The organism is Mycobacterium sp. 852014-50255_SCH5639931, from assembly GCF_001665605.1.
Lineage (GTDB): Bacteria > Actinomycetota > Actinomycetes > Mycobacteriales > Mycobacteriaceae > Mycobacterium > Mycobacterium paraffinicum.
This window is the reverse complement of sequence record NZ_LZSV01000039.1, coordinates 73377-93667: the sequence shown is the minus strand read 5'-3', so window position 1 is coordinate 93667 and position 20291 is coordinate 73377. Positions and strand designations below refer to the sequence as shown.

The window sequence follows — 20291 nt, the reverse complement described above, 5'->3', positions numbered from 1 at the left end:
CACAGGCAGCCGTCCATCACTGGTAAGAGTAGGGCCAAGTGAGGGGCTGACGCAGGTCTAATAGCAAGGCATTCCAAGCCAATTCCGGGACGAGCCATTCGCGAAGTAACCTGGCCTCTGTGAAGTTGATGGGCCGTAAGAAAGGCCAGGACGAAGAGCTTGACGAGGGCGCGGCCGCAGCGGATGCCGCCGGCGCCCCCGAGACAACCGCTAGCGGGTCGCGTGGGACGAGCCCCAAGGGCCGGCCGACGCCCAAGCGCAGTCAGGCGCGGCGCAAGGGGCCGGTGGCACCCGCGCCGATGAGCGCGTCGGAGGCGCGCGCCCGGCGCAAAACGCTGGCCGGCCCCAAGCTCAGTCGCGAGGAGCGCAAGGCCGACCGGACCGCCAGCCGCGCGCGGATGACGGATCGCCGACAGCGCATGATGGCCGGCGAAGAGGCTTACCTGCTGCCGCGTGACCAGGGTCCGATACGGCGCTACGCGCGCGACGTGGTGGACTCCCGGCGCAACCTGCTCGGCCTGTTCATGCCGGCGACGCTGTTTCTGATGTTCGTCATGTTCACCACCCCGCAGCTGCAGCTCTGGGTTTCCCCGGCGATGCTGGTGCTGATGGCCGTGATGGGTATCGACGGGGTCCTGCTTGGCCGCAAAGTGAGCAAGCTGGTGGACGCCAAGTTCCCCGACAACACCGAAAGCCGCTGGAAGCTGGGCCTCTACTCCGCCGGCCGGGCCTCGCAGATGCGACGGATGCGCACACCGCGGCCCCAGGTCGAGCGCGGCAGCGATGTCGGTTAGACGCGGGAAAGCCGCCTGAGCACGGTGCGCACTCTGGTGCTCGGCGGTATCCGGTCGGGCAAATCCCGGTGGGCGGAAGGCGCCATCGCCGAGGCGCTGCCGGCCGGCCAGCCGGTCTGTTACCTGGCCCCCGGCCCCACCGGTTCGGGCGACGCGGCCTGGGCGCACCGGGTCACCGAGCACCGCAACCGTCGGCCGGCGCATTGGTCGACGGTCGAATCCGACGACGTCGCAACGCAATTGCGGAACTCGCCGGATACTCCGACGCTCGTCGACGATCTGGGCAGCTGGCTGACCGGCACGCTGGATCGCCACGACGGATGGGACGGCGGATCGGTGGCGGCTCCGGTCGATGAGATGCTCGCCGCGGTCAGCGACTTCGGTTCCACGCTGGTGCTGGTCAGCCCGGAGGTGGGGTTGGCCGTCGTCCCGGCCACCGTGTCCGGGCGCCGGTTCGCCGACGAACTGGGCAGCCTCAACCAGCGGGTCGCCGAGCTGTGCGACCGGGTGGTGCTGGTGGTGGCCGGGCAAGCGGTGCCGATCAAGCCGCCGGGGACCTGATGGAATTCGCCCCGGTATCGCCGCCCGATGCGGGCGTCGCCGCGGCCGCCCGCGCCCGCCAGGACACCCTGACCAAGCCCAGCGGCGCGCTGGGCCGCCTCGAGGACCTTTCCGTGTGGGTCGCGTCGTGCCAAGGGCTTTGCCCGCCAAAGCAATTCGAGCGCGCCCGGGTGGTGGTGTTCGCCGGCGACCACGGCGTCGCCCGCTCCGGGGTGTCGGCCTACCCGCCGGAGGTGACCGCTCAGATGGTCACCAACTTCGATACAGGCGGGGCGGCGATCAATGTGCTGGCCGATCTCGCCGGCGCGACGGTGCGGGTCGCCGACCTGGCGGTGGCGGGCGACGCCCTGACCGACCGGATCGGCGCCCACAAGGTGCGGCGCGGCAGCGGCAACATCGCCGTCGAGGACGCGCTGACTGACGACGAGACCGCCGCCGCGATCGCCGCGGGTCGCGCCATCGCCGACGAGGAGGTCGACGCCGGCGCCGACCTGCTGATCGCCGGGGACATGGGGATCGGGAACACCACCCCGGCCGCGGTGTTGGTGGCGGCGCTGACGAACACCGAACCGGTTTCGGTGGTGGGCTTCGGAACCGGGATCGACGACGCCGGCTGGGCGCGCAAGACGGCCGCGGTGCGCGACGCCCTGTTCCGGGCGCGCCGCGTGCTGCCCGACCCGGTGGCGTTGCTGCGCTGCGGCGGCGGCGCGGATTTCGCCGCGATGGCGGGCTTCTGCGCGCAGGCCGCGGTGCGACGCACTCCGCTGCTGCTGGACGGGATGGCGGTGACGGCCGCCGCGCTGGTCGCCGAGCGGCTGGCTCCCGGCGCCCGGCTGTGGTGGCAGGCCGGTCATCGGTCCACCGAACCCGGTCATGCCCTGGCGCTTACCGAGCTGGGCCTGGAGCCGATTCTGGATCTGCGGATGCGGCTGGGTGAGGGAAGCGGCGCGGCGCTGGCGCTGCCGCTGCTGCGCGCCGCGGTGGCCACGCTGTCGTCGATGGCCACGTTCACGCAGGCCGGTGTGTCCAACCAGGCTTCCCCCCCGCTGTGATGCGTTCGCTGGCAACGGCTTTCGCGTTCGGTACGGTGCTTCCCGTCCCGCGTTCACGGCACGCGCCGATGGGCCGCGGCGCCATGACGGCGCTGCCGGTGGTGGGCGCCGTCCTGGGTGCGCTGGCCGCGGCGGTGACGTGGGGCGGTGCTCACGCGTTTGGCGCGTCCAGCCCGCTGTCCGGCCTGCTCGCGGTGGTGGCGCTGCTGCTGGCCACCCGCGGCCTGCACCTCGATGGTGTCGCCGACACGGCCGACGGGCTGGGCTGTTACGGGCCGCCGGAGCGCGCGCTGGCGGTGATGCGCGACGGGTCGACCGGACCGTCCGGCGCGGCGGCCGTCGTCTTGGTGATCGCGCTGCAGGGGCTGGCCTTCGCGGCGCTGGGGGCGGCGGGCAGGCCGGGGATCATCGGCATCGCCGTGGCGGTCTTCGCGGGCCGCGTCGCCGCGGTGCTGGCGAGTCGGCGGTCGGTGCCGGCGGCCGCGGGCAGCGCGCTGGGCGTGCGGGTCGCCGGCAGCCAGCCGGTGGTTGTGGCGGCGGCCTGGGTCGCGGTGCTGCTGGTCGTTGCCCTGGCGGCGGGACCTCGGCCGTGGCAGGGTCCGGTCGCGGTGCTGGCGGCGCTGTGCTGCGCTGCGGTGTTGATCCGGCACTGCGTGCGCCGATTCGGCGGCATCACCGGCGACGTGCTGGGTGCCGCCATCGAGCTGACCACGACGGTGAGCGCCGTCGCGCTCGCCGCGCTGGTGCGGTTCTAGGGCCGAGCGCCCGGGCGCCCGGGCGCTCGCGTCCCGCTGCCCCGCTGGCCGGGCGTTCGGACGCGGCTAGCCCAGCCGCGCCATCCAGCCGTGGGTGTCGGCGAAGGTCCCGCGCTGGATTCCGGTCAGCGTGTCGCGCAGCGCCATCGTCACTTCGCCGGGTTGGCCGTCGGCGACGGTGAAGTCGGTGTCGCCGTACTTGACGTGCGAGACGGGTGTGATGACGGCGGCGGTGCCGCAGGCGAACACCTCGGTGATCTCGCCGGCGGCGGCCTTCTTCTGCCATTCGTCAATGTCGATCTTGCGTTCCTCGACGGAGAATCCGGCGTCAATTGCCAACTGCAGCAACGAATCTCGAGTGATCCCGGGCAACAGCGAACCGGACAGCTCCGGGGTGACCAACCGCGCCGACCCGCCGCTGCCGAACACGAAGAAGATGTTCATGCCGCCCATCTCCTCGACGAAGCGCCGTTCGACGGCGTCCAGCCACACCACCTGGTCGCACTCGTGGGCGGCGGCCTCGGCCTGGGCCAGCAGGGAGGCTGCATAGTTGCCGCCGAACTTGGCCGCGCCGGTGCCGCCGGGGCTGGCCCGCACGTAATCCGTCGACACCCACACGGTGACGGGGTTGATGCCGCCCTTGAAGTACGCCCCGGCCGGTGAGGCGATCAGCAGATACCGGTACCGCTTCGACGGCCGCACGCCCAACCCGGGCTCGGTCGCGATGATGAACGGGCGCAGATACAGCGCCTCTTCGCCCCCGGCGGCGGGCACCCAGGGCTTGTCGACCGCGATGAGCTGACACAGCGAGCCCATGAACAGCTCTTCGGGCAGTTCTGGCATCGCGAGCCGCCGCGCCGACGAACGCAACCGCGCGGCGTTGGCCTCGGCGCGAAACGACACGACCGAGCCGTCCGCCCAGCGGTACGCCTTGAGCCCTTCGAAGATCTCCTGCGCGTAGTGCAGCACGATCGCCGACGGGTCCAGCTCGATCGGGCCGTACGGGATGACCCGCGCGTTGTGCCAACCCCGGTCGTCGTCGTAGTCGATCGACACCATGTGGTCGGTGAAGTATTTGCCGAAACCGGGCTCGGCCAGGATGGATCCACGTTCGGCGTCGGTCGCGGGGTGGGCCGAACGCGAAACCGTGAACTCGAGCGAGCCGCTGGTCATGCGGCTGATTGTATATCCGCCTGCGACCGGGCTTTTCACCTGAACCGGCGGCACTAACGGGTTTTCGCTTCGACGAAGGGCGGCCGCACGACCTCGCACTCGGCGGCACGCCCGCGAATGTCGACGGTGATGCGCTGCCCGTCCTCGACGCCGGCGTCGGCGTCGACCAGCGCCAGCCCGATGCCGACTTGCAGCGTCGGCGAGAACGTCCCCGACGTGGTGACCCCCACCGGCGTCTCGCCGGCGAGCACCGTCAGCCCGGGCCGCAGCACACCGCGGCCGACCAACCGCAGGCCGCGCAGCAGCCGCCGCGGCCCCGCCGCCTTCTCCGCCAGCAGCGCGTCGCGGCCGAAGAACGCGTCCTTCTTCCAGCCGATCGCCCAGCCGCATCGGGCCTGCAGCGGCGAAATGTCCAGCGCCAGTTCGTGCCCGTGCAGCGGGTAGCCCATCTCGGTGCGCAGCGTGTCCCGGGCGCCCAGCCCGGCGGGCTCCCCGCCGGCGGCACCGACCGCCGCGGCCAGCGCGTCGAACACCACCCCCGAGGATTCCCACGGGGGCAGCAGCTCGTAGCCGTGCTCTCCGGTGTATCCGGTCCGGCACACCCGCACCGGCACCCCCGCATAGGCGGCGTCGGCGTAGCCCATGTAGTCCATGCCGGTCGGCAGGCCCAGCTCGCCGAGCACGTCCGCCGATCGCGGGCCCTGCACCGCCAGCACCGCGTAGGAGCGATGCTCGTTGGTGATCGTCAGGCTCGCCGGGGCAGCGGCCTGCAGCGCCTCGACCACCGCGGCGGTGTTGGCCGCGTTGGGCACCAGAAAGATCTCGTCGTCGTCGACGTAGTAGGCGATCAAGTCGTCGATGACGCCGCCGGATTCGGTGCAGCACAACGTGTATTGCGCCTTGCCGGGCCCGATGCGGCTCAGGTCGTTGGTGAGCGTCGAGTTGACGAATTCGGCGGCGCCCGGCCCGCGGATCAACGCCTTGCCCAGGTGGCTGACGTCGAACAGGCCGACGGCGTTGCGGGTGGCGTTGTGTTCGCTGACGGTGCCGGCGTACGAGACCGGCATCAGCCACCCGCCGAACTCAGCGAAACTGGCCCCCAGGTCGCGGTGGCGGTCTTCCAGCGGGCCATGCTGTAAGTCATCGGTCACGACGGTTCACCCTAATCGCGGCTGCTGGCACACTTGGGTGGGTGGTCGATTCCCCGGACTTCGAAGCGCTTGAGGCTGCCGGAATCGCTCGCCCGCGCGAACGGGCCGACCTGATCAAATACCTCGACGAACTCGGCTTCAGCGTCGACGAAATGGTGGAGGCCGAGCAGCGCGGACGGCTGTTCGGGCTTGCCGGCGACGTCCTGCAATGGTCGGGGCGCCCGATCCACACGATGGCGACCGCCGCCGAGCAGCTCGGCTTGTCACCCGCGGAAGTCACCCACGCATGGGGTTTGCTCGGCCTGACCGTCGCCGGCCCCGACGTTCCCGCGCTGAGCCAGGCCGACGTCGATGCGCTGGCGACCTGGGTCGCCTTGAAGACGGTGGTGGGCGAAGACGGCGCGTTCGGGCTGCTGCGGGTCCTCGGTGCCGCGATGGCCCGGCTCGCGGAGGCCGAGTCGACCGCGATCCGGGCCGGGACGCCGGACATCCAGATGACCTACACCAACGACGAGCTCGCCACGGCGCAGGCGTACCGCGCGGTCGCGGAGTTCGTCCCCCGGATTTCGGCGCTGATCGACGTCGCTCATCGCCACCATCTGACCGGCGCGCGAACCCACTTCGAAGGCGTCCTTCGCGACACCTCGGCAAGCGTGGTGTGCGGCATCGGTTTTGCGGATCTGTCCGGTTTCACCGTGCTCACCCGCGCGCTGACCCCCGCGCAGCTTTCGGATCTGCTCAACGAATTCGCCGGGACCGTCGCGGATGTGGTGCACCGCGATGGCGGCCGGGTGGTGAAGTTCATCGGTGACGAGGTGATGTGGGTGAGCGCGTCGCCCGAACGCCTGGCCAGGGCGGCGGTCGACCTCGTCGACCATCCGCGGGCGCGCGAAGAGGGTTTGCAGGTCCGCGCCGGCCTGGCGTACGGCAGCGTCCTGGCGATCAACGGGGACTACTTCGGCAGTCCGGTCAACCTGGCGGCGCGCCTGGTCGGGGCCGCCGCCCCGTGCCAGATCCTGGCCGATTCGGCCCTGCACGAGCAACTGCCGGACTGGCCGGCGACGGCCCGCGGCCCCTTTGAACTCAAGGGTTTTGACGCCCCCGTCGTCGCCTTTGAGCTGCGGGGCGCGGGCGCCCCCGACCTCGGCGCGGGCTCCGCCGATTAGGGTAAATGCCCGTGACCACCGAATTGAGCTATGCAAGCCCATCCGTCAATGTCGCCACGTCGCTGCCGAAACGCGGGGCGGGTTCTTCGGTATTGATCGTGCCGGTCGTCTCGACCGGCGACGAGGACCGGCCCGGGGCGGCGGTTGCGGCCGGCGAGTCGCTGCTGGCGGCCGACGCCGTCGCCGAGATCGAATCCGGCCTGCGGGCACTCGACGCCACCGGCGGTAGTGAGCAGGTCCACCGCCTGGTGGTGCCGTCGCTGCCGGTGTCGAGCGTGCTGACGATCGGCCTGGGTAAACCGCGTCCCGAGTGGCCGGCCGACACGGTCCGGCGCGCCGCGGGTGTGGCGGCGCGGTCGGTGGGCACCGCCGAGGCGGCGATCCTCACGCTGCCCGGTGACTTCGACGCCGACGTCTGCTCGGCGGCCGTCGAGGGACTCATCCTGGGCAGCTACCGGTTCACCGAATTCCGCAGCGGAAAGACCGCGCCGAAAGACAAGGGGCTGCGCAAGATCACCGTCCTGTCGGCCTCGAAGGACGCCAAAGCGGCCAGCGCGCACGGCGCGGCCGTGGCGACGGCGGTGGCCACCGCTCGCGACTTCGTCAACACGCCGCCAAGTCACCTCTTCCCGGCCGAATTCGCTAAGCGTGCAAGGGCTTTGGGCGAATCCGTGGGCCTCGAGGTGGAGGTGCTCGACGAGAAGGCGCTACAGAAGGCCGGCTACGGCGGCGTGATCGGCGTCGGCCAGGGCTCGTCGCGGCCGCCGCGGCTGGTACGGCTGACCCACCGGGGTGCGAAGCTGGCCAAGAAGTCCAAGCAGGCCAAGCGAGTCGCGCTGGTCGGCAAGGGCATCACGTTCGACACCGGCGGCATCTCGATCAAGCCGGCGGCGTCGATGCACCACATGACCTCGGACATGGGCGGCGCGGCCGCGGTCATCGCCACGGTGGCACTGGCCGCCCAGTTGCGGTTGCCGATCGACGTGATCGCCACCGTGCCGATGGCCGAGAACATGCCGTCGGGCACCGCGCAGCGTCCTGGCGACGTGTTGACCCAATACGGCGGCATCACCGTCGAGGTGCAGAACACCGACGCCGAGGGTCGGCTCATCCTGGCCGACGCCATCGTGCGGGCCTGCGAGGACAACCCCGACTACCTGATCGAGACGTCCACGTTGACCGGCGCGCAGACGGTGGCTTTGGGCGCCCGGATCCCCGGGGTGATGGGCAGCGACGAATTCCGCGACCGCGTCGCCGCGATCTCGCAGCGGGTGGGCGAGAACGGTTGGCCGATGCCGCTGCCCGACGAACTCAAGGAAGACCTGAAGTCCACGGTGGCCGACCTGTCCAACATCAGCGGCCAGCGCTTCGCCGGCATGCTGGTGGCCGGGGTGTTCCTGCGCGAATTCGTCGCCGACGGCGTGAGCTGGGCCCACATCGACGTGGCCGGCCCGGCGTACAACACCGGCGGCCCGTGGGGGCACACCCCCAAGGGCGGCACCGGTGTGCCGACCCGCACCATGTTCGCGGTGCTCGAGGACATCTGCGAAAAGGGCTAGCGAACGGCTAGCGCCTCACTTCGTCAGCAACGAGAAGACGGCCCGCTGCACCGTGCGGCGCGGCCAACCGGTCGCGCCGTCGGCGGCCAACGCGGCGTTCGCCGCGTTGCGGCCGCAGGCGCCGTGCACGGAGCCGCCCGGGGTTGCCGACGCGCTGCCCAGATACAGCCCCTGCACCGGGGTTTCGGCGCGGCCCATGCCGGGCGCCGGGCGAAAGATCAGCATCTGCTGCAACTGCGCCGTGCCACCGTTGAGCGCCCCCATGTGCAGGTTGGCGTCGCTGGCCTCCAAGTCCGACGGCCGCTGCACGAACCTGTCGATGACCGCCGAACCGAAGCCCGGCGCGTGTTCCTCGATGACCCGGTCCATCCCCGCGGCGAGCCGGTCGGCCGACGCGTCGTCGGCGACGTTGCGCGGCAAATGCGTATAGGCCCAGACACTTTCGGTGCCCGCGGGAGACCTGCTCGGATCCGCGGTGGTGGTCTGCCCGAACAACATGAACGGATGCTCCGGCACCACCCGGGTGTTCAGGTCGGCCATCCAGCGGACCAGCCCGTCACCGTCGGCCCCCAGGTGGACGGTGCCGACGCCGTGCAGCTTCTGGGCGCGCCAGGGAACGGGCCCGCCGAGGGCGTAGTTGACCTTCACCACCGGCGGATCCCACGTGAAGTGCTCGAGGTCGCGCAACAGCTTGGGCGGCAGCGCATCCGGGGGAAGCATGTCGCGGAACAGCCGGGGCGCCGCCACGTCGGCGACGATCGCCCGCCGGGCCGCGACGGTGCGCCCCCCGGCCGTCGTCACGCCGACCGCGCGACCGCCCCGCACCTGGATACGGGAAACGTTCTGGTTGCACTCGATTCGCGCGCCTGCGGAGCGGGCACGGTTGACCAGGGCGGCCGTCAGCTGACCGGAACCGCCCACCGGCACGGGCCAGCCGCCGTCCTGGGCCAGCATTGTCATCAGGAACCCCATGGCGCCGCTGATCGGCGCGTCCGGCGGGACGTCGGCGTGCATCGCGTTGCCCAACAACAACACTCGGGGCGCCTCGCTGGCGAAAAGCTCACTCGCCATGGTGTTGGCCGGCTGCACCAGCAGGCGCGCCACCCGAATCGCCTCGGCCGTACCGAGTTTGGTCAGCAGTCGCATCAGCGGGCGCACGGGCGGGAAGGGCGCCAGCATGGCGTCGAGCAGCGGAGCCTTGATCCGCTGCCACAAGTCCACCAGCCGCCACCAGTTATCGCCATCGGCGGGTTCCCGCCGCGCGAATTCCGTTGCCGTGCGGGCAGGGTCGTGATACACGACGGGCGGGTCGTCATCTGCCGCGCTGCGCGGATGCCCGACCACCGCCGGCGCGTGCGACCACCGCAGCCCGTGGTCTTCGAGCTGCAGCGCCGCCATCGCCGGTGAGGCCACCGTCATCGGGTAGTAAGAGCTGAACAGGTCGGTGATGTAGCCGGGCGTCAGCTCCGCGCTGCGGACCGCGCCGCCCGGTTCCGGCTGGGCTTCCAGCACCAGCACGTCCCATCCGGCGTCGGCCAGCATCGAGGCGGCGACCAGCCCGTGGTGTCCGGCCCCGATGACGACGGCGTCCGCGGTATCCCCCACGATCACTTCACCTGGCTCGGCTCCTTGCGCTCCGCCAGAGCCCCCAGCCGCCACAGACATTCCTTGTTGCGCGGGTAAGCCGCAGCCAGCGCAAGGGAATTGGGCACGGCCCCCATCGGGCCCTCGACGGGCACTTCGATCATCTCCACCCGGCAGCCCGTCGGGGTCTCGTGCAGCAGCATCGTTATCCGCGCGGCACCGAGCGGCCCCAGGCGGGCGCACAGCACCAGCTTGTGCGGCGGTTCGCACTCTTCGACCACCGTCGCGTCGTTGATCACCAGCGGCCAGATCCCAATCGAGTGCCTGATCGATGAGCCGGGCTCCGGCCAGTCCGGATCGACAGCCCGCATGCGGCTGTTGCCCACCACCCACTGGGTGTAGGTCCACCCTTGGGCCAGCACTTCCCACACCCGCTCGCAAGGCGCGGCCACGTCCCGCGTCGCACTCAGCACCACAACCATTCCCCTTTCGGCTACCGCGGCGGAATACCCACGTAGCGGCCGCCGTACCGGTCAAATTCGGGTTTACCGGGCCCCAACAGTGGTTAATCTCCTAGCGGTCAAAATCCGGACGGCGAAAGGCGAGATCGTGACGGTGCGACGGTTGATTCTCGGTGTGGGCGCGGTACTTTTGCTGGCCGGTGTGATCGGGCTATTGGCGCCGGTGTCGATTTCCGACGGCAACGGCCATTCGATCGGGTGCGGGAACGCGGTCGCGACGGACCTGTCCGCGGCCAGAAGCGCCAACAACAACAGCGTGGCGAACATCCCGATCCTCAATCAGGTTGTTCCGCACACCGACTATGTGGCGCAGTGCCAGTCGTCGGTGGGCAGCCGGCGCACGTGGTCCATTCCGCTGGCGGTCATCGGGCTGCTCGCGATCGGTGGGGTGTTGCTGACGGGCCGTCAGGGCGCGGCGCGGGCGGGCACCTAAACCGCGGTCAGATCACCCGCATCCGCGCGAAGTTACGCAAGCCCTGCGGCGCCACGCGCGAAAGACCGTACAGCGCATAGGCTTCGGGAGCCACGGGGCGAATCGGCTTTTTCTTCTTGACCGACGACAGGATCGCGTTGGCGACCTTGTCGGGGCCGTAATGCCGCAGCGCGAACATCTTGCCGAGCTGGCCGCGCCGGCCGTCGACCTGTTCGCCCTTTCCGGCGGGCGCGTCGAACCGGGTGGTGTTGATGATGTTGGTGTCGATGACGCCGGGGCAGATGGTGGTCAGCCCCACCCCCGCGGCGTCGAGTTCGGCGCGCAGGCAATCGGAGAACATGTAGGTCGCCGCCTTCGAGGTGCAGTAGGCGTTCAGCGACTGCAACGGCGCGTAGGCAGCCATCGATGACACGTTGACGATGTACCCGCCGGTGCCACGCTCGACCAGCCGCCGCGCGAAGGACCGGCACCCGTTGACCACACCGCCCAGGTTGACGTCGAGCACCCGGTCGAACTGCTCGGCCGGGGTGTCCAGGAATCCGCCGGCCTGGCCGATGCCGGCGTTGTTGACCACGATGTCGGGCACGCCGTGTTCGGCGCTCACCCGCTCGGCGAACGCCTCCACGGCCGCGGCGTCGGACACGTCCAGCACGTAGGCGTGCGCGACGCCGCCGCGGGTGGCGATCTCGGCGGCCGTGGCCTTGACGGCCGCCTCGTCGATGTCGCTGATGACCAGCTCGGCGCCCTCCCGCGCGAACGCGAACGCCGTCTCGCGGCCGATTCCGCTGCCGGCGCCGGTGACCGACACCAGGGTGTCGCCGAAGGATCCGCGCGGGCGCCCGACCTGCGCGCGCAGCAGCGCGCGGCTGGGCGGTTTGCCCTCGGCCAGATCGGCGAACTCGTGCACCGCCGCGGCCATCACCTGCGGGTGGGACATCGGCGAGAAGTGGCCGGCCCTGATGTCGCGCCGCCACAGCCGCGGCACGAAGCGGGGCGTGTGGTCGTAGCCGTACGGCCGCACGTACTTGTCCTTGGTGTTGACGATCAGCTGCACCGGCACGTCGACGACTTCGACGCCCTGCCCGCGGCCGGAGAACGAGCGAAAGTAGTTGGCGGGATAGGTCTTTACCGAACGGGCGGCGTCGCGGGCCAGGTGGGGCGAGTGGTGGATCTGCTCGACCGGGATGTTGTCCACCGCGTTGCGCCGAAGCGCCGGGATCGACAGCGTCAGCCGGAGGAACAGCGGCGCGAGCACCGGGATCGAGAAGAAGATCATGTAAGTCAGCCGCAGCGCCTGGCTGATCGCCCGGGCGAAGGTGCGCGGGCGCCAGGGCCGCCGCAGCCCGCTGAAGATGTAGTCGACCAGTTGGTCCTGGCTGGGCCCGGACACCGAAGTGAACGTGGCGACCCGGTCACCGGCACCGGGCCGCTTGAGGTAGTGCCACACGCCCACCGAGCCCCAGTCGTGGGCGAGCACGTGCACGGGCCGGCCGGGGCTGAGCTCGCCGGTCACCGCGGCGAAGTCGTCGGCGAACCGGTCCATGCGGTATGCCGACACCGGCTTGGGCACCGAGGACTCACCGACGCCACGGTTGTCGTACCGCAGGATGCGGAACCGGTCGGCCAGCAGCGGCACGACACCGTCCCAGAGCACATGCGAGTCGGGGAAGCCGTGCACCAGCACGACGGTGGGCCCCTCGGGATTGCCCTCTTCGTAGACAGCGATTCGCGCGCCGTCGGCGCTGTCGACGAAATGCTGGGCTAGCTGTTGTGTTGCCGGCATCTCCGACCTCCCCGCTTGAACTGCAGTGGCCACACCGTAGCAAGGGCGTTCGGGGCGTCCCGGCATCCGCGCGCGGTCCGCCCTGGATGTGTGCCGGTGCGGATGCAGTGACAGGATAGTTTTGGATAGTTACTTCGAACGGCTAGCGACATGTTCGACCCGCCCCGACCCACGAGCGATCGAGGAGTCAAAAACGATGGCCTTCTCCGTCCAGATGCCGGCACTCGGTGAGAGCGTCACCGAAGGGACGGTCACCCGCTGGCTCAAGCAGGAAGGCGACACGGTCGAGCTCGACGAACCCCTGGTCGAGGTGTCCACCGACAAGGTCGACACCGAAATCCCGTCGCCCGCCGCCGGTGTGCTGACCAAGATCGTCGCCCAGGAGGACGACACCGTCGAGGTGGGCGGCGAGCTGGCCGTGATCGGTGACTCGGCGGAGGGTGGTTCGCAGGGCGGCGGTTCCCAGGCAGCACCGCAGGCACCCAGCCAGCCGGAACCGCAGCCCGAAGCCGCCCAGCCGGAACCGCAGGCCGAAGCCGCCCCGCCGGCCCAATCCGAGCCCGAACCCGAAGCCACGGCCCAGCCGGAGCCCGAGCCTCAGCCGGCCGCGCAGAGCTCCGGCGGCGGCGACGCGACCCCGGTGTTGATGCCGGAGCTCGGCGAGTCGGTGGCCGAGGGCACGGTGACCCGCTGGCTGAAGAAGGTCGGCGACTCGGTCCAGGTAGACGATGCGCTGGTGGAGGTGTCGACCGACAAGGTGGACACCGAGATTCCCTCCCCGGTGGCCGGCGTCCTGATCAGCATCACCGCCGAAGAGGACGCCACCGTGCCGGTCGGCGGCGAGCTGGCACGCATCGGCAGCGGTTCGCAAGCCGCTTCCGCTCCCACGCCGCCGCCCGCCCCCAAACCGGAACCCAAGCCCGAGCCGGCACCCGAACCACGCAAAGCCGAGGCGAAGCCCGAACCGCAGCCGGTTTCGCAGCCCGAGCCGGCGCCGAAAGCCCAACCGCCGCAGGCGCAACCGGCGGCCCAGCCCAGTGGCTCGAGTCCGAACGGCGCGCCGTACGTGACCCCGCTGGTGCGCAAACTGGCCACCGAGCACGACATCGACCTCGCCGGGATCACCGGCACCGGCGTCGGCGGCCGCATCCGCAAGCAAGACGTGCTCGCCGCGGCGGAAAAGAAACAACAGGCCCAGAAGGCGCCCGCGCCAGCGCAGGCACCCGCCGCCGCGCCGGCCGGGGAGGGCAAGGCGGCTCCGGCGGCCGCCCCCACCACGGCGCCGGCGCTGGCGCACCTGCGCGGCACCACGCAGAAGGCCAGCCGGATCCGCCAGCTCACCGCGAACAAAACTCGGGAATCCCTGCAGGCCACGGCCCAGCTCACCCAGACCCACGAGGTCGACATGACCAGGATCGTCGGGTTGCGGGCCAGGGCGAAGTCCGCGTTCGCCGAACGCGAGGGGGTGAACCTGACCTTCCTGCCGTTCATCGCCAGGGCGGTGATCGACGCGTTGAAGGTCCACCCCAACATCAACGCGAGCTACAACGAGCAGACCAAGGAGATCACCTACTACGACGCCGAGCATCTCGGCTTCGCGGTCGATACCGAACAGGGGCTGCTCTCCCCCGTCATCCACAACGCCGGCGACCTCTCGCTGGCCGGACTGGCCCGGGCCATCGCCGACATCGCCGCGCGCGCCCGCTCGGGTGACCTCAAACCCGACGAACTGTCCGGCGGGACCTTCACCATCACCAACATCGGCAGCCAGGGCGCGTTGTTCGACACCCCCATCCTGGTTCCGCCGCAGGCCGCCATGCTGGGCACCGGGGCCATCGTGAAGCGGCCCCGGGTGATCGTCGACGAATTCGGCAACGAGTCCATCGGCGTCCGCTCCATCTGCTATCTCCCGCTCACCTATGACCATCGGCTCATCGACGGCGCTGATGCCGGACGCTTCCTCACCACGATCAAGAACCGCCTCGAAGAGGGAGCGTTCGAGGCCGACTTGGGTCTTTAGGGGGCGGGCGAACGGTGGGCAAGCTCGTCATCGCCATAGCGGGGTCGTCCGGACTGATCGGATCCGCTTTGACCGCGGCGCTGCGTGCGGCCGACCACCGGGTGTTGCGCATCGTGCGCCGGGCGCCGTCGAATTCCGACGAATTGCACTGGAACCCCGAGAGCGGCGAATTCGACGTCGACGCGATCAGCGATGCCGACGCCGTCGTCAACCTGTGCGGTGTCAACGTCGGCCAGCGCCGCTGGTCGGGCGCCTTCAAGCAGGGTCTGCGGGACAGCCGGATCGCTCCGACCGAAGTCTTGGCGCATGCCGTCGCCGAGGCCGGGGTGGGGACGCTGGTCAACGCCAGCGCGGTGGGCTACTACGGGAACACCAAGGACCACGTGGTCGACGAAAACGACCGGGCGGGAAGGGGTTTCCTGGCTCAGCTGTGCGAAGACTGGGAGGCCGCCACGCTGCCGGCGCAATACGGTGGCGCCCGGGTGGTGCTCGCCCGCACGGGGCTGGTGTTCGCCCCCTCAGGTGGCGCGTTGGGGCGGTTGCGGCCGTTGTTCCGGACGGGCCTCGGGGCCCGGCTGGGCAGCGGCCGTCAATACATGTCCTGGATCACCCTGGAGGACGAGGTGCGGGCGCTGCTGTTCGCGATCTCCAACACCGCGCTGTCCGGCCCGGTCAACATGACGGGGCCCGCGCCCGTCACCAACGCCGAGTTCACCACCGCGTTCGGCCGGGCGGTCAACCGGCCGACGCCGCTGATGATGCCCGGTTTCGCAGTGCGCGCCGCGCTCGGTGAGTTCGCCGACGAGGGCGTGCTGACCGGCCAGCGTGCCATCCCGTCCGCGCTGGAGCGGGCCGGTTTCCAGTTCCACCACAACACGATTGGCGAGGCGCTCGGCTACGCCACCGCGCGGCGCGACCAGGACTAGCGGCGATCGCGAGGGCGGCGGAGCCGGTCGAAGCGGGTCGCCGCCATCGGGACTAGCCACTACGGCCGGCCGAGTGTCACGCCAGCGTGGCTGACGCCGCCCAGCGTGACGCCCCGTCGCGGGGCGGTTGTCCGGCGAGTACCGTCGCGAACGTGAGCGATTCCATCCGGTCCAGCCGGGCCGCGATCGAGGTTCGCCAGCTCGGAACAGTCGACTACAGCACCGCCTGGCAGCTGCAGCGCGAGCTGGCCGACGCCAGGGTCGCCGGCGGCAGCGACACGCTGCTGTTGCTGGAGCACCCGCCCGTCTACACCGCGGGGCGGCGCACCGAGCCGCACGAGCGGCCGGTTAACGGCACCCCCGTCGTCGACACCGACCGCGGCGGCAAGATCACCTGGCACGGCCCGGGGCAACTGGTCGGGTATCCGATCATCGGCCTGGCCGAACCGCTCGACGTGGTGAATTACGTGCGGCGCCTGGAGGAGGCGTTGATCAAGGTGTGCGGCGACCTGGGCTTGGAGACCGGTCGGGTGCACGGCCGTTCCGGGGTGTGGGTGCCCGGCGTTGGCGGCCGGCCCGACCGCAAGGTGGCGGCCATCGGCGTCCGGGTGTCGCGCGCGACTACCCTGCACGGGTTCGCGCTCAACTGCGACTGCGACCTCGGCGCTTTCGGCACGATCGTGCCCTGTGGCATCAGCGACGCCGGCGTGACGTCGTTGTCCGCCGAGCTGGGACGTTCGGTGGTCGTCGACGACATCCGCGCGGCCGTCGCCGCCGCCGTTTGCGACGCCCTCGACGGCGCCCTGCCGGTCCAAGAACACCCGGGTACGCGCGTAACATCAGCCATGTGACTGTCGCACCCGAAGGCCGCAAATTGCTGCGCCTCGAGGTCCGCAACGCGCAAACGCCGATCGAACGCAAGCCGCCGTGGATCAAGGTCCGGGCCCGGATGGGTCCCGAATACACCCAGTTGAAGGGCCTGGTCCACCGCGAGGGGCTGCACACGGTCTGCGAAGAGGCCGGCTGCCCCAACATCTTCGAGTGCTGGGAGGACCAGGAAGCCACGTTCCTGATCGGTGGTGACCAGTGCACCCGGCGCTGCGACTTCTGCCAGATCGACACCGGAAAGCCCGCGGCCCTGGACCGCGACGAGCCGCGGCGCGTCGCCGACAGCGTGCGCACCATGGGACTGCGTTACGCCACCATCACCGGGGTGGCCCGCGATGACCTGCCCGACGGCGGGGCCTGGCTCTACGCCGAGACGGTGCGCGCCATCAAGGAACTCAACCCGTCGACCGGCGTCGAACTGTTGATCCCCGACTTCAACGGTGAGCCCGGCCGGCTTGCCGAGGTGTTCGAATCCCGCCCGGAAGTGTTGGCGCACAACGTCGAAACCGTGCCCCGCATCTTCAAGCGGATCCGGCCCGCCTTCACCTACCAGCGCAGCCTCGACGTGATCACCGCGGCGCGCGACGCCGGGCTGGTCACCAAGAGCAATCTCATCCTCGGGCTGGGCGAGACCGCCGACGAGGTGCGCACCGCCCTGGCCGACCTGCGGGGCGCCGGCTGCGACATCGTCACCATCACCCAGTACCTGCGCCCGTCGACGCGGCACCATCCGGTCGAACGCTGGGTGCATCCCGACGAGTTCGTCGAGTTCGCCCGGCACGCCGAGGGGCTGGGCTTCGCCGGGGTGCTGGCCGGGCCGCTGGTGCGGTCGTCCTACCGGGCGGGCCGGCTCTACGAGCAAGCCGCGCGCACCCGCACCTGAAGATGTAGCGCCGCGCTAGTCAGCGGCGGCGGTACGTATTCTTTGACTATGGCTAAACCCCGCACCGCCGCTGAGAACAAGGCCGCCCGGGCGCAGGCGCAAGCCGCGCGCAAGGCCGCCGCGAAGGAGCGGCGCGCCCAGCTATGGCAGGCGTTCAACATGCAGCGCCGCGAGGACAAGCGGCTGCTGCCCTACATGATCGGCGCCTTCGTGCTGATCGTGGCAATCTCCGTGGCGGTCGGTGTGTGGGCCGGCGGGCTGACGATGATCACCTTGATCCCGCTGGGCGTGGTGCTGGGCGGGCTGCTCGCCTTCATCATCTTCGGCCGCCGGGCGCAGAAAAGCGTCTACAGCAAGGCCGAGGGCCAAACCGGCGCGGCCGCATGGGCTTTGGATAATTTGCGCGGCAAGTGGCGGGTGACGCCGGGGGTGGCCGCGACCGGCCACCTCGACGCGGTGCACCGGGTCATCGGCCGGCCCGGCGTCATCTTGGTCGGGGAAGGGTCGTCGGCCCGGGTCCGGCCGCTGCTGGCCCAGGAGAAGAAGCGCACCGCGCGGCTCGTCGGCGACGTGCCGATCTACGACATCATCGTCGGCAACGGCGACGACGAGGTTCCGCTGTCCAAGCTGGAGCGCCACCTCAACCGCCTGCCGGCCAACATCACCGCCAAACAGATGGACACGCTGGAGTCCCGGTTGGCCGCGTTGGGGACGCGGGCCGGCGCCGCCGTCCTGCCGAAGGGGCCGCTCCCCAACGCCGGCAAGATGCGCGGTGTGCAGCGCACCGTGCGCCGTAAATAATCAGCGCCGCACGACCGCCGTTGCGGTCAGCCGGTCCTGCAGTCCCCGGCCGTCCCAGTCGGTGAACAACGCCGGGACGACGGTTCCCACCAGCACGCCCCGTACCACCGCGCGGACGATGCCGACCGCCGCCTGCCCGTCGACCGTCACCACCCGCAGGCCGACCACCAACTGCCCGGGAGTGAAGCCGAACAGCCGCACCGAGACCACGCCCAGCACGAACCAGATGGCCAGCACCGCCGTCGCCAACATGTGTTCGGAGAAAACGCCGAAGCGCAGGGCCAGCGCGGCCAGGCCGTAGGAGATCAGCCAGTCGACCATCAACGCGCCCAGCCGACGGCCCATCGGGGCCAGGGACCCCGGCCCGGTTTCCGGCAGGCCCAGCTTCTCGCCGGGGTACGCGGATCGCGATTCCGGCGTCATCGGCCGAGACCAGCGTTCGGCTCCCCGACCCGCACGGCCGGGGACGGCAAGCGAACACTGCGCTCGAGCTCCGGACCAGATACGATCTTGCGATCCATGGCCCCACAATAGAACCCGCCGCCGGTGCCGCTCTTTTGTGTATGACATGGGTCGCGTAACGTGCGCGCAACACGGGGTTGACTGGCGGGCAACATCTGCTCCATAGCGTCAGGCCGCGGATCTCACCAAGTAAAGGAGCATTTCTGTGACGGAAACGACGCCCGACGACGTCTTCAAACTCGTCAAGGACGAGAACGTCGAGTATGTCGACGTCCGGTTCTGTGACTTGCCAGGCATCATGCAGCACTTCACGATTCCGGTTTCGTTTTTCGATGAGAGCGTCTTCGAGGACGGCCTGGCCTTCGACGGTTCGTCGATTCGCGGGTTCCAGTCCATCCACGAATCCGACATGCTGCTCCTGCCCGACCCCGCGACGGCGCAGATCGACCTGTTCACCGCACACAAGACGCTGAACCTGAACTTCTTCGTGCACGACCCGTTCACCCTCGAGCCCTACTCGCGCGACCCGCGCAACATCGCCCGCAAGGCGGAGAACTACCTGATCAGCACCGGCGTCGCCGACACCGCCTACTTCGGCGCCGAGGCCGAGTTCTACATCTTCGACTCGGTGAGCTTCGACTCGCGCACCAACGGCTCCTTCTACGAGGTCGACGCGATCTCCGGCTGGTGGAACACCGGCGAGCCGACCGAGAACGACGGCACCCCCAACCGCGGTTACAAGGTCCGCCCCAAGGGCGGGTACTTCCCGGTCGCTCCCGTCGACCACTACGTCGACCTGCGCGCCGACATGTTGTCGAACCTCATCAAGGCCGGCTTCAGCCTGGAGAAGGGCCACCACGAGGTGGGCACCGGTGGGCAGGCCGAGATCAACTACAAGTTCAACACGCTGCTGCACGCCGCCGACGACATGCAGTTGTACAAGTACATCGTCAAGAACACGGCGTGGCAGAACGGCAAGACCGTCACGTTCATGCCCAAGCCGCTGTTCGGCGACAACGGCTCCGGCATGCACACCCACCAGTCGCTGTGGAAGGACGGCAGCCCGCTGATGTACGACGAGACCGGTTACGCCGGCCTGTCGGACACCGCGCGGCACTACATCGGCGGCCTGTTGCACCACGCCCCGTCGCTGCTGGCCTTCACCAACCCGACCGTCAACTCCTACAAGCGACTGGTCCCGGGTTACGAGGCGCCGATCAACCTGGTCTACAGCCAGCGCAACCGCTCGGCCTGTGTCCGCATCCCGATCACCGGCAGCAACCCGAAGGCCAAGCGGCTCGAATTCCGTTGCCCCGACTCGTCGGGCAACCCGTACCTGGCGTTCTCGGCGATGCTGATGGCCGGGCTCGACGGGATCAAGAACAAGATCGAGCCGCAGGCCCCGGTGGACAAGGACCTGTACGAATTGCCGCCGGAGGAGGCCGCCAACATCCCGCAGGCGCCCACCCAGCTGTCCGCGGTGATCGACCGGCTGGAAGAGGACCACGAATACCTCACTGAGGGCGGCGTTTTCACGCCCGACCTGATCGAGACGTGGATCAGCTTCAAGCGCGAGAACGAGATCCTGCCGGTGCAGATCCGGCCGCACCCGTACGAGTTCGCGCTCTACTACGACGTCTAAGTCGACGTCCGTCCGCAGTAGCTCCTAGAAGAGTCCACCCACTCGCGATCAGTTCAGCGAGCGGGTGGACTCTTCGCTTTCAGTGCCGAGCATGTGGCGGAAAGTTCAGATTCGAAGTCTTGCGGCGGCAACGGATA

Annotated in this window: 19 protein-coding genes; 13 read left to right on the top strand and 6 right to left on the bottom strand. The window is 69.9% G+C overall.

Features of this window, described 5'->3' with window-relative positions; genetic code table 11:
* Positions 1–119 precede the first annotated feature (119 nt).
* From A5758_RS23975 to A5758_RS23960, 4 genes are read left to right on the top strand one after another with little or no spacing between them, the layout of a single operon-like run.
* Positions 120–794 (top strand): DUF3043 domain-containing protein, encoded by a 675-nt coding sequence (locus tag A5758_RS23975; RefSeq protein ID WP_067745298.1) that lies wholly within the window; start codon positions 120–122, stop codon positions 792–794.
* A 24-nt stretch (positions 795–818) separates the two neighbouring features.
* Positions 819–1355 (top strand): bifunctional adenosylcobinamide kinase/adenosylcobinamide-phosphate guanylyltransferase, encoded by a 537-nt coding sequence (locus tag A5758_RS23970; protein WP_067745293.1) that lies wholly within the window; start codon positions 819–821, stop codon positions 1353–1355.
* Positions 1352–2407: a nicotinate-nucleotide--dimethylbenzimidazole phosphoribosyltransferase gene (cobT, locus tag A5758_RS23965; RefSeq protein WP_156622772.1), complete on the top strand. Its 1056-nt coding sequence runs from the start codon at positions 1352–1354 to the stop codon at positions 2405–2407. Before A5758_RS23970 ends, cobT begins: the two co-directional genes overlap by 4 nt.
* Positions 2404–3162, top strand: coding sequence for an adenosylcobinamide-GDP ribazoletransferase (locus tag A5758_RS23960; RefSeq protein ID WP_067745286.1), 759 nt, complete (start codon positions 2404–2406; stop codon positions 3160–3162). The genes cobT and A5758_RS23960 overlap by 4 nt, the downstream gene beginning before the upstream one ends.
* A 66-nt stretch (positions 3163–3228) precedes the next feature.
* Here A5758_RS23960 and A5758_RS23955 read toward each other — a convergent pair whose 3' ends face one another.
* Both A5758_RS23955 and gcvT read right to left on the bottom strand, forming a co-directional pair.
* Positions 3229–4335, bottom strand: coding sequence for a branched-chain amino acid aminotransferase (locus A5758_RS23955; RefSeq protein ID WP_067745339.1), 1107 nt, complete (start codon positions 4333–4335; stop codon positions 3229–3231).
* A gap of 53 nt (positions 4336–4388) precedes the next feature.
* Positions 4389–5486, bottom strand: a complete 1098-nt coding sequence (gene gcvT / locus A5758_RS23950) for a glycine cleavage system aminomethyltransferase GcvT (RefSeq protein WP_067745283.1) — start codon at positions 5484–5486, stop codon at positions 4389–4391.
* 41 nt (positions 5487–5527) lie between these two features.
* Between gcvT and A5758_RS23945 the strand changes: the two genes are divergently transcribed.
* On the top strand, positions 5528–6652 hold the full coding sequence (locus A5758_RS23945; RefSeq protein WP_067745279.1) for an adenylate/guanylate cyclase domain-containing protein: 1125 nt from the start codon (positions 5528–5530) through the stop codon (positions 6650–6652).
* 11 nt (positions 6653–6663) lie between these two features.
* On the top strand, positions 6664–8211 hold the full coding sequence (locus A5758_RS23940; RefSeq protein WP_156622770.1) for a leucyl aminopeptidase: 1548 nt from the start codon (positions 6664–6666) through the stop codon (positions 8209–8211).
* A gap of 15 nt (positions 8212–8226) precedes the next feature.
* On the opposite strand, the gene A5758_RS23935 is transcribed toward A5758_RS23940, so the two are convergent.
* Positions 8227–9822, bottom strand: a complete 1596-nt coding sequence (locus tag A5758_RS23935; protein WP_067745272.1) for an NAD(P)/FAD-dependent oxidoreductase — start codon at positions 9820–9822, stop codon at positions 8227–8229.
* A complete protein-coding gene (locus tag A5758_RS23930; RefSeq protein ID WP_067201064.1) occupies positions 9819–10268 on the bottom strand; it encodes an SRPBCC domain-containing protein in 450 nt (149 codons plus the stop codon). Before A5758_RS23930 ends, A5758_RS23935 begins: the two co-directional genes overlap by 4 nt.
* Positions 10269–10404: 136 nt before the next feature.
* Between A5758_RS23930 and A5758_RS23925 the strand changes: the two genes are divergently transcribed.
* A complete protein-coding gene (locus A5758_RS23925; RefSeq protein ID WP_067745336.1) occupies positions 10405–10749 on the top strand; it encodes an aminopeptidase in 345 nt (114 codons plus the stop codon).
* A gap of 7 nt (positions 10750–10756) precedes the next feature.
* Here the strand turns inward: A5758_RS23925 and A5758_RS23920 are convergent, their stop codons facing one another.
* Positions 10757–12532, bottom strand: a complete 1776-nt coding sequence (locus A5758_RS23920) for an SDR family oxidoreductase (protein WP_067745268.1) — start codon at positions 12530–12532, stop codon at positions 10757–10759.
* 196 nt (positions 12533–12728) lie between these two features.
* Between A5758_RS23920 and sucB the strand changes: the two genes are divergently transcribed.
* From sucB to A5758_RS23895, 5 genes are all read left to right on the top strand, one after another.
* Positions 12729–14552, top strand: coding sequence for a 2-oxoglutarate dehydrogenase, E2 component, dihydrolipoamide succinyltransferase (gene sucB, locus A5758_RS23915; RefSeq protein WP_067745265.1), 1824 nt, complete (start codon positions 12729–12731; stop codon positions 14550–14552).
* A 14-nt stretch (positions 14553–14566) separates the two neighbouring features.
* Entirely contained in the window at positions 14567–15478 is a 912-nt protein-coding gene (locus A5758_RS23910) for a TIGR01777 family oxidoreductase (protein WP_067200947.1), read from the top strand.
* 152 nt (positions 15479–15630) lie between these two features.
* Positions 15631–16329 carry a lipoyl(octanoyl) transferase LipB gene (lipB, locus tag A5758_RS23905; protein WP_067745262.1) on the top strand — a complete coding sequence of 233 codons (699 nt, stop codon included), beginning with the start codon at positions 15631–15633 and terminating at the stop codon, positions 16327–16329.
* Entirely contained in the window at positions 16326–17249 is a 924-nt protein-coding gene (lipA, locus tag A5758_RS23900; protein ID WP_067745258.1) for a lipoyl synthase, read from the top strand. The genes lipB and lipA overlap by 4 nt, the downstream gene beginning before the upstream one ends.
* A gap of 48 nt (positions 17250–17297) precedes the next feature.
* The gene (locus tag A5758_RS23895; RefSeq protein ID WP_067745255.1) at positions 17298–18050 is read left to right on the top strand and encodes a DUF4191 domain-containing protein; all 753 of its coding nucleotides are present in this window, start codon (positions 17298–17300) and stop codon (positions 18048–18050) included.
* On the opposite strand, the gene A5758_RS23890 is transcribed toward A5758_RS23895, so the two are convergent.
* Positions 18051–18473 carry an RDD family protein gene (locus A5758_RS23890; protein ID WP_067745252.1) on the bottom strand — a complete coding sequence of 141 codons (423 nt, stop codon included), beginning with the start codon at positions 18471–18473 and terminating at the stop codon, positions 18051–18053. It abuts the gene before it with no gap.
* Positions 18474–18717: 244 nt separating this feature from the next.
* Here A5758_RS23890 and glnA point away from each other — a divergent pair, with 244 nt between their 5' ends.
* Positions 18718–20154: a type I glutamate--ammonia ligase gene (gene glnA, locus A5758_RS23885; protein WP_066951746.1), complete on the top strand. Its 1437-nt coding sequence runs from the start codon at positions 18718–18720 to the stop codon at positions 20152–20154.
* Positions 20155–20291: the final 137 nt, after the last annotated feature.

Bases quoted from the DNA above. Each gene is read 5' to 3' on its own strand.
- A5758_RS23955 (WP_067745339.1), bottom strand. From the start codon at position 4,335: ATGACCAGCGGCTCGCTCGAGTTCACGGTTTCGCGTTCGGCCCACCCC.
- A5758_RS23920 (WP_067745268.1), bottom strand. From the start codon at position 12,532: ATGCCGGCAACACAACAGCTAGCCCAGCATTTCGTCGACAGCGCCGAC.
- sucB (WP_067745265.1), top strand. From the start codon at position 12,729: ATGGCCTTCTCCGTCCAGATGCCGGCACTCGGTGAGAGCGTCACCGAA.
- A5758_RS23895 (WP_067745255.1), top strand. From the start codon at position 17,298: ATGGCTAAACCCCGCACCGCCGCTGAGAACAAGGCCGCCCGGGCGCAG.
- A5758_RS23890 (WP_067745252.1), bottom strand. From the start codon at position 18,473: ATGACGCCGGAATCGCGATCCGCGTACCCCGGCGAGAAGCTGGGCCTG.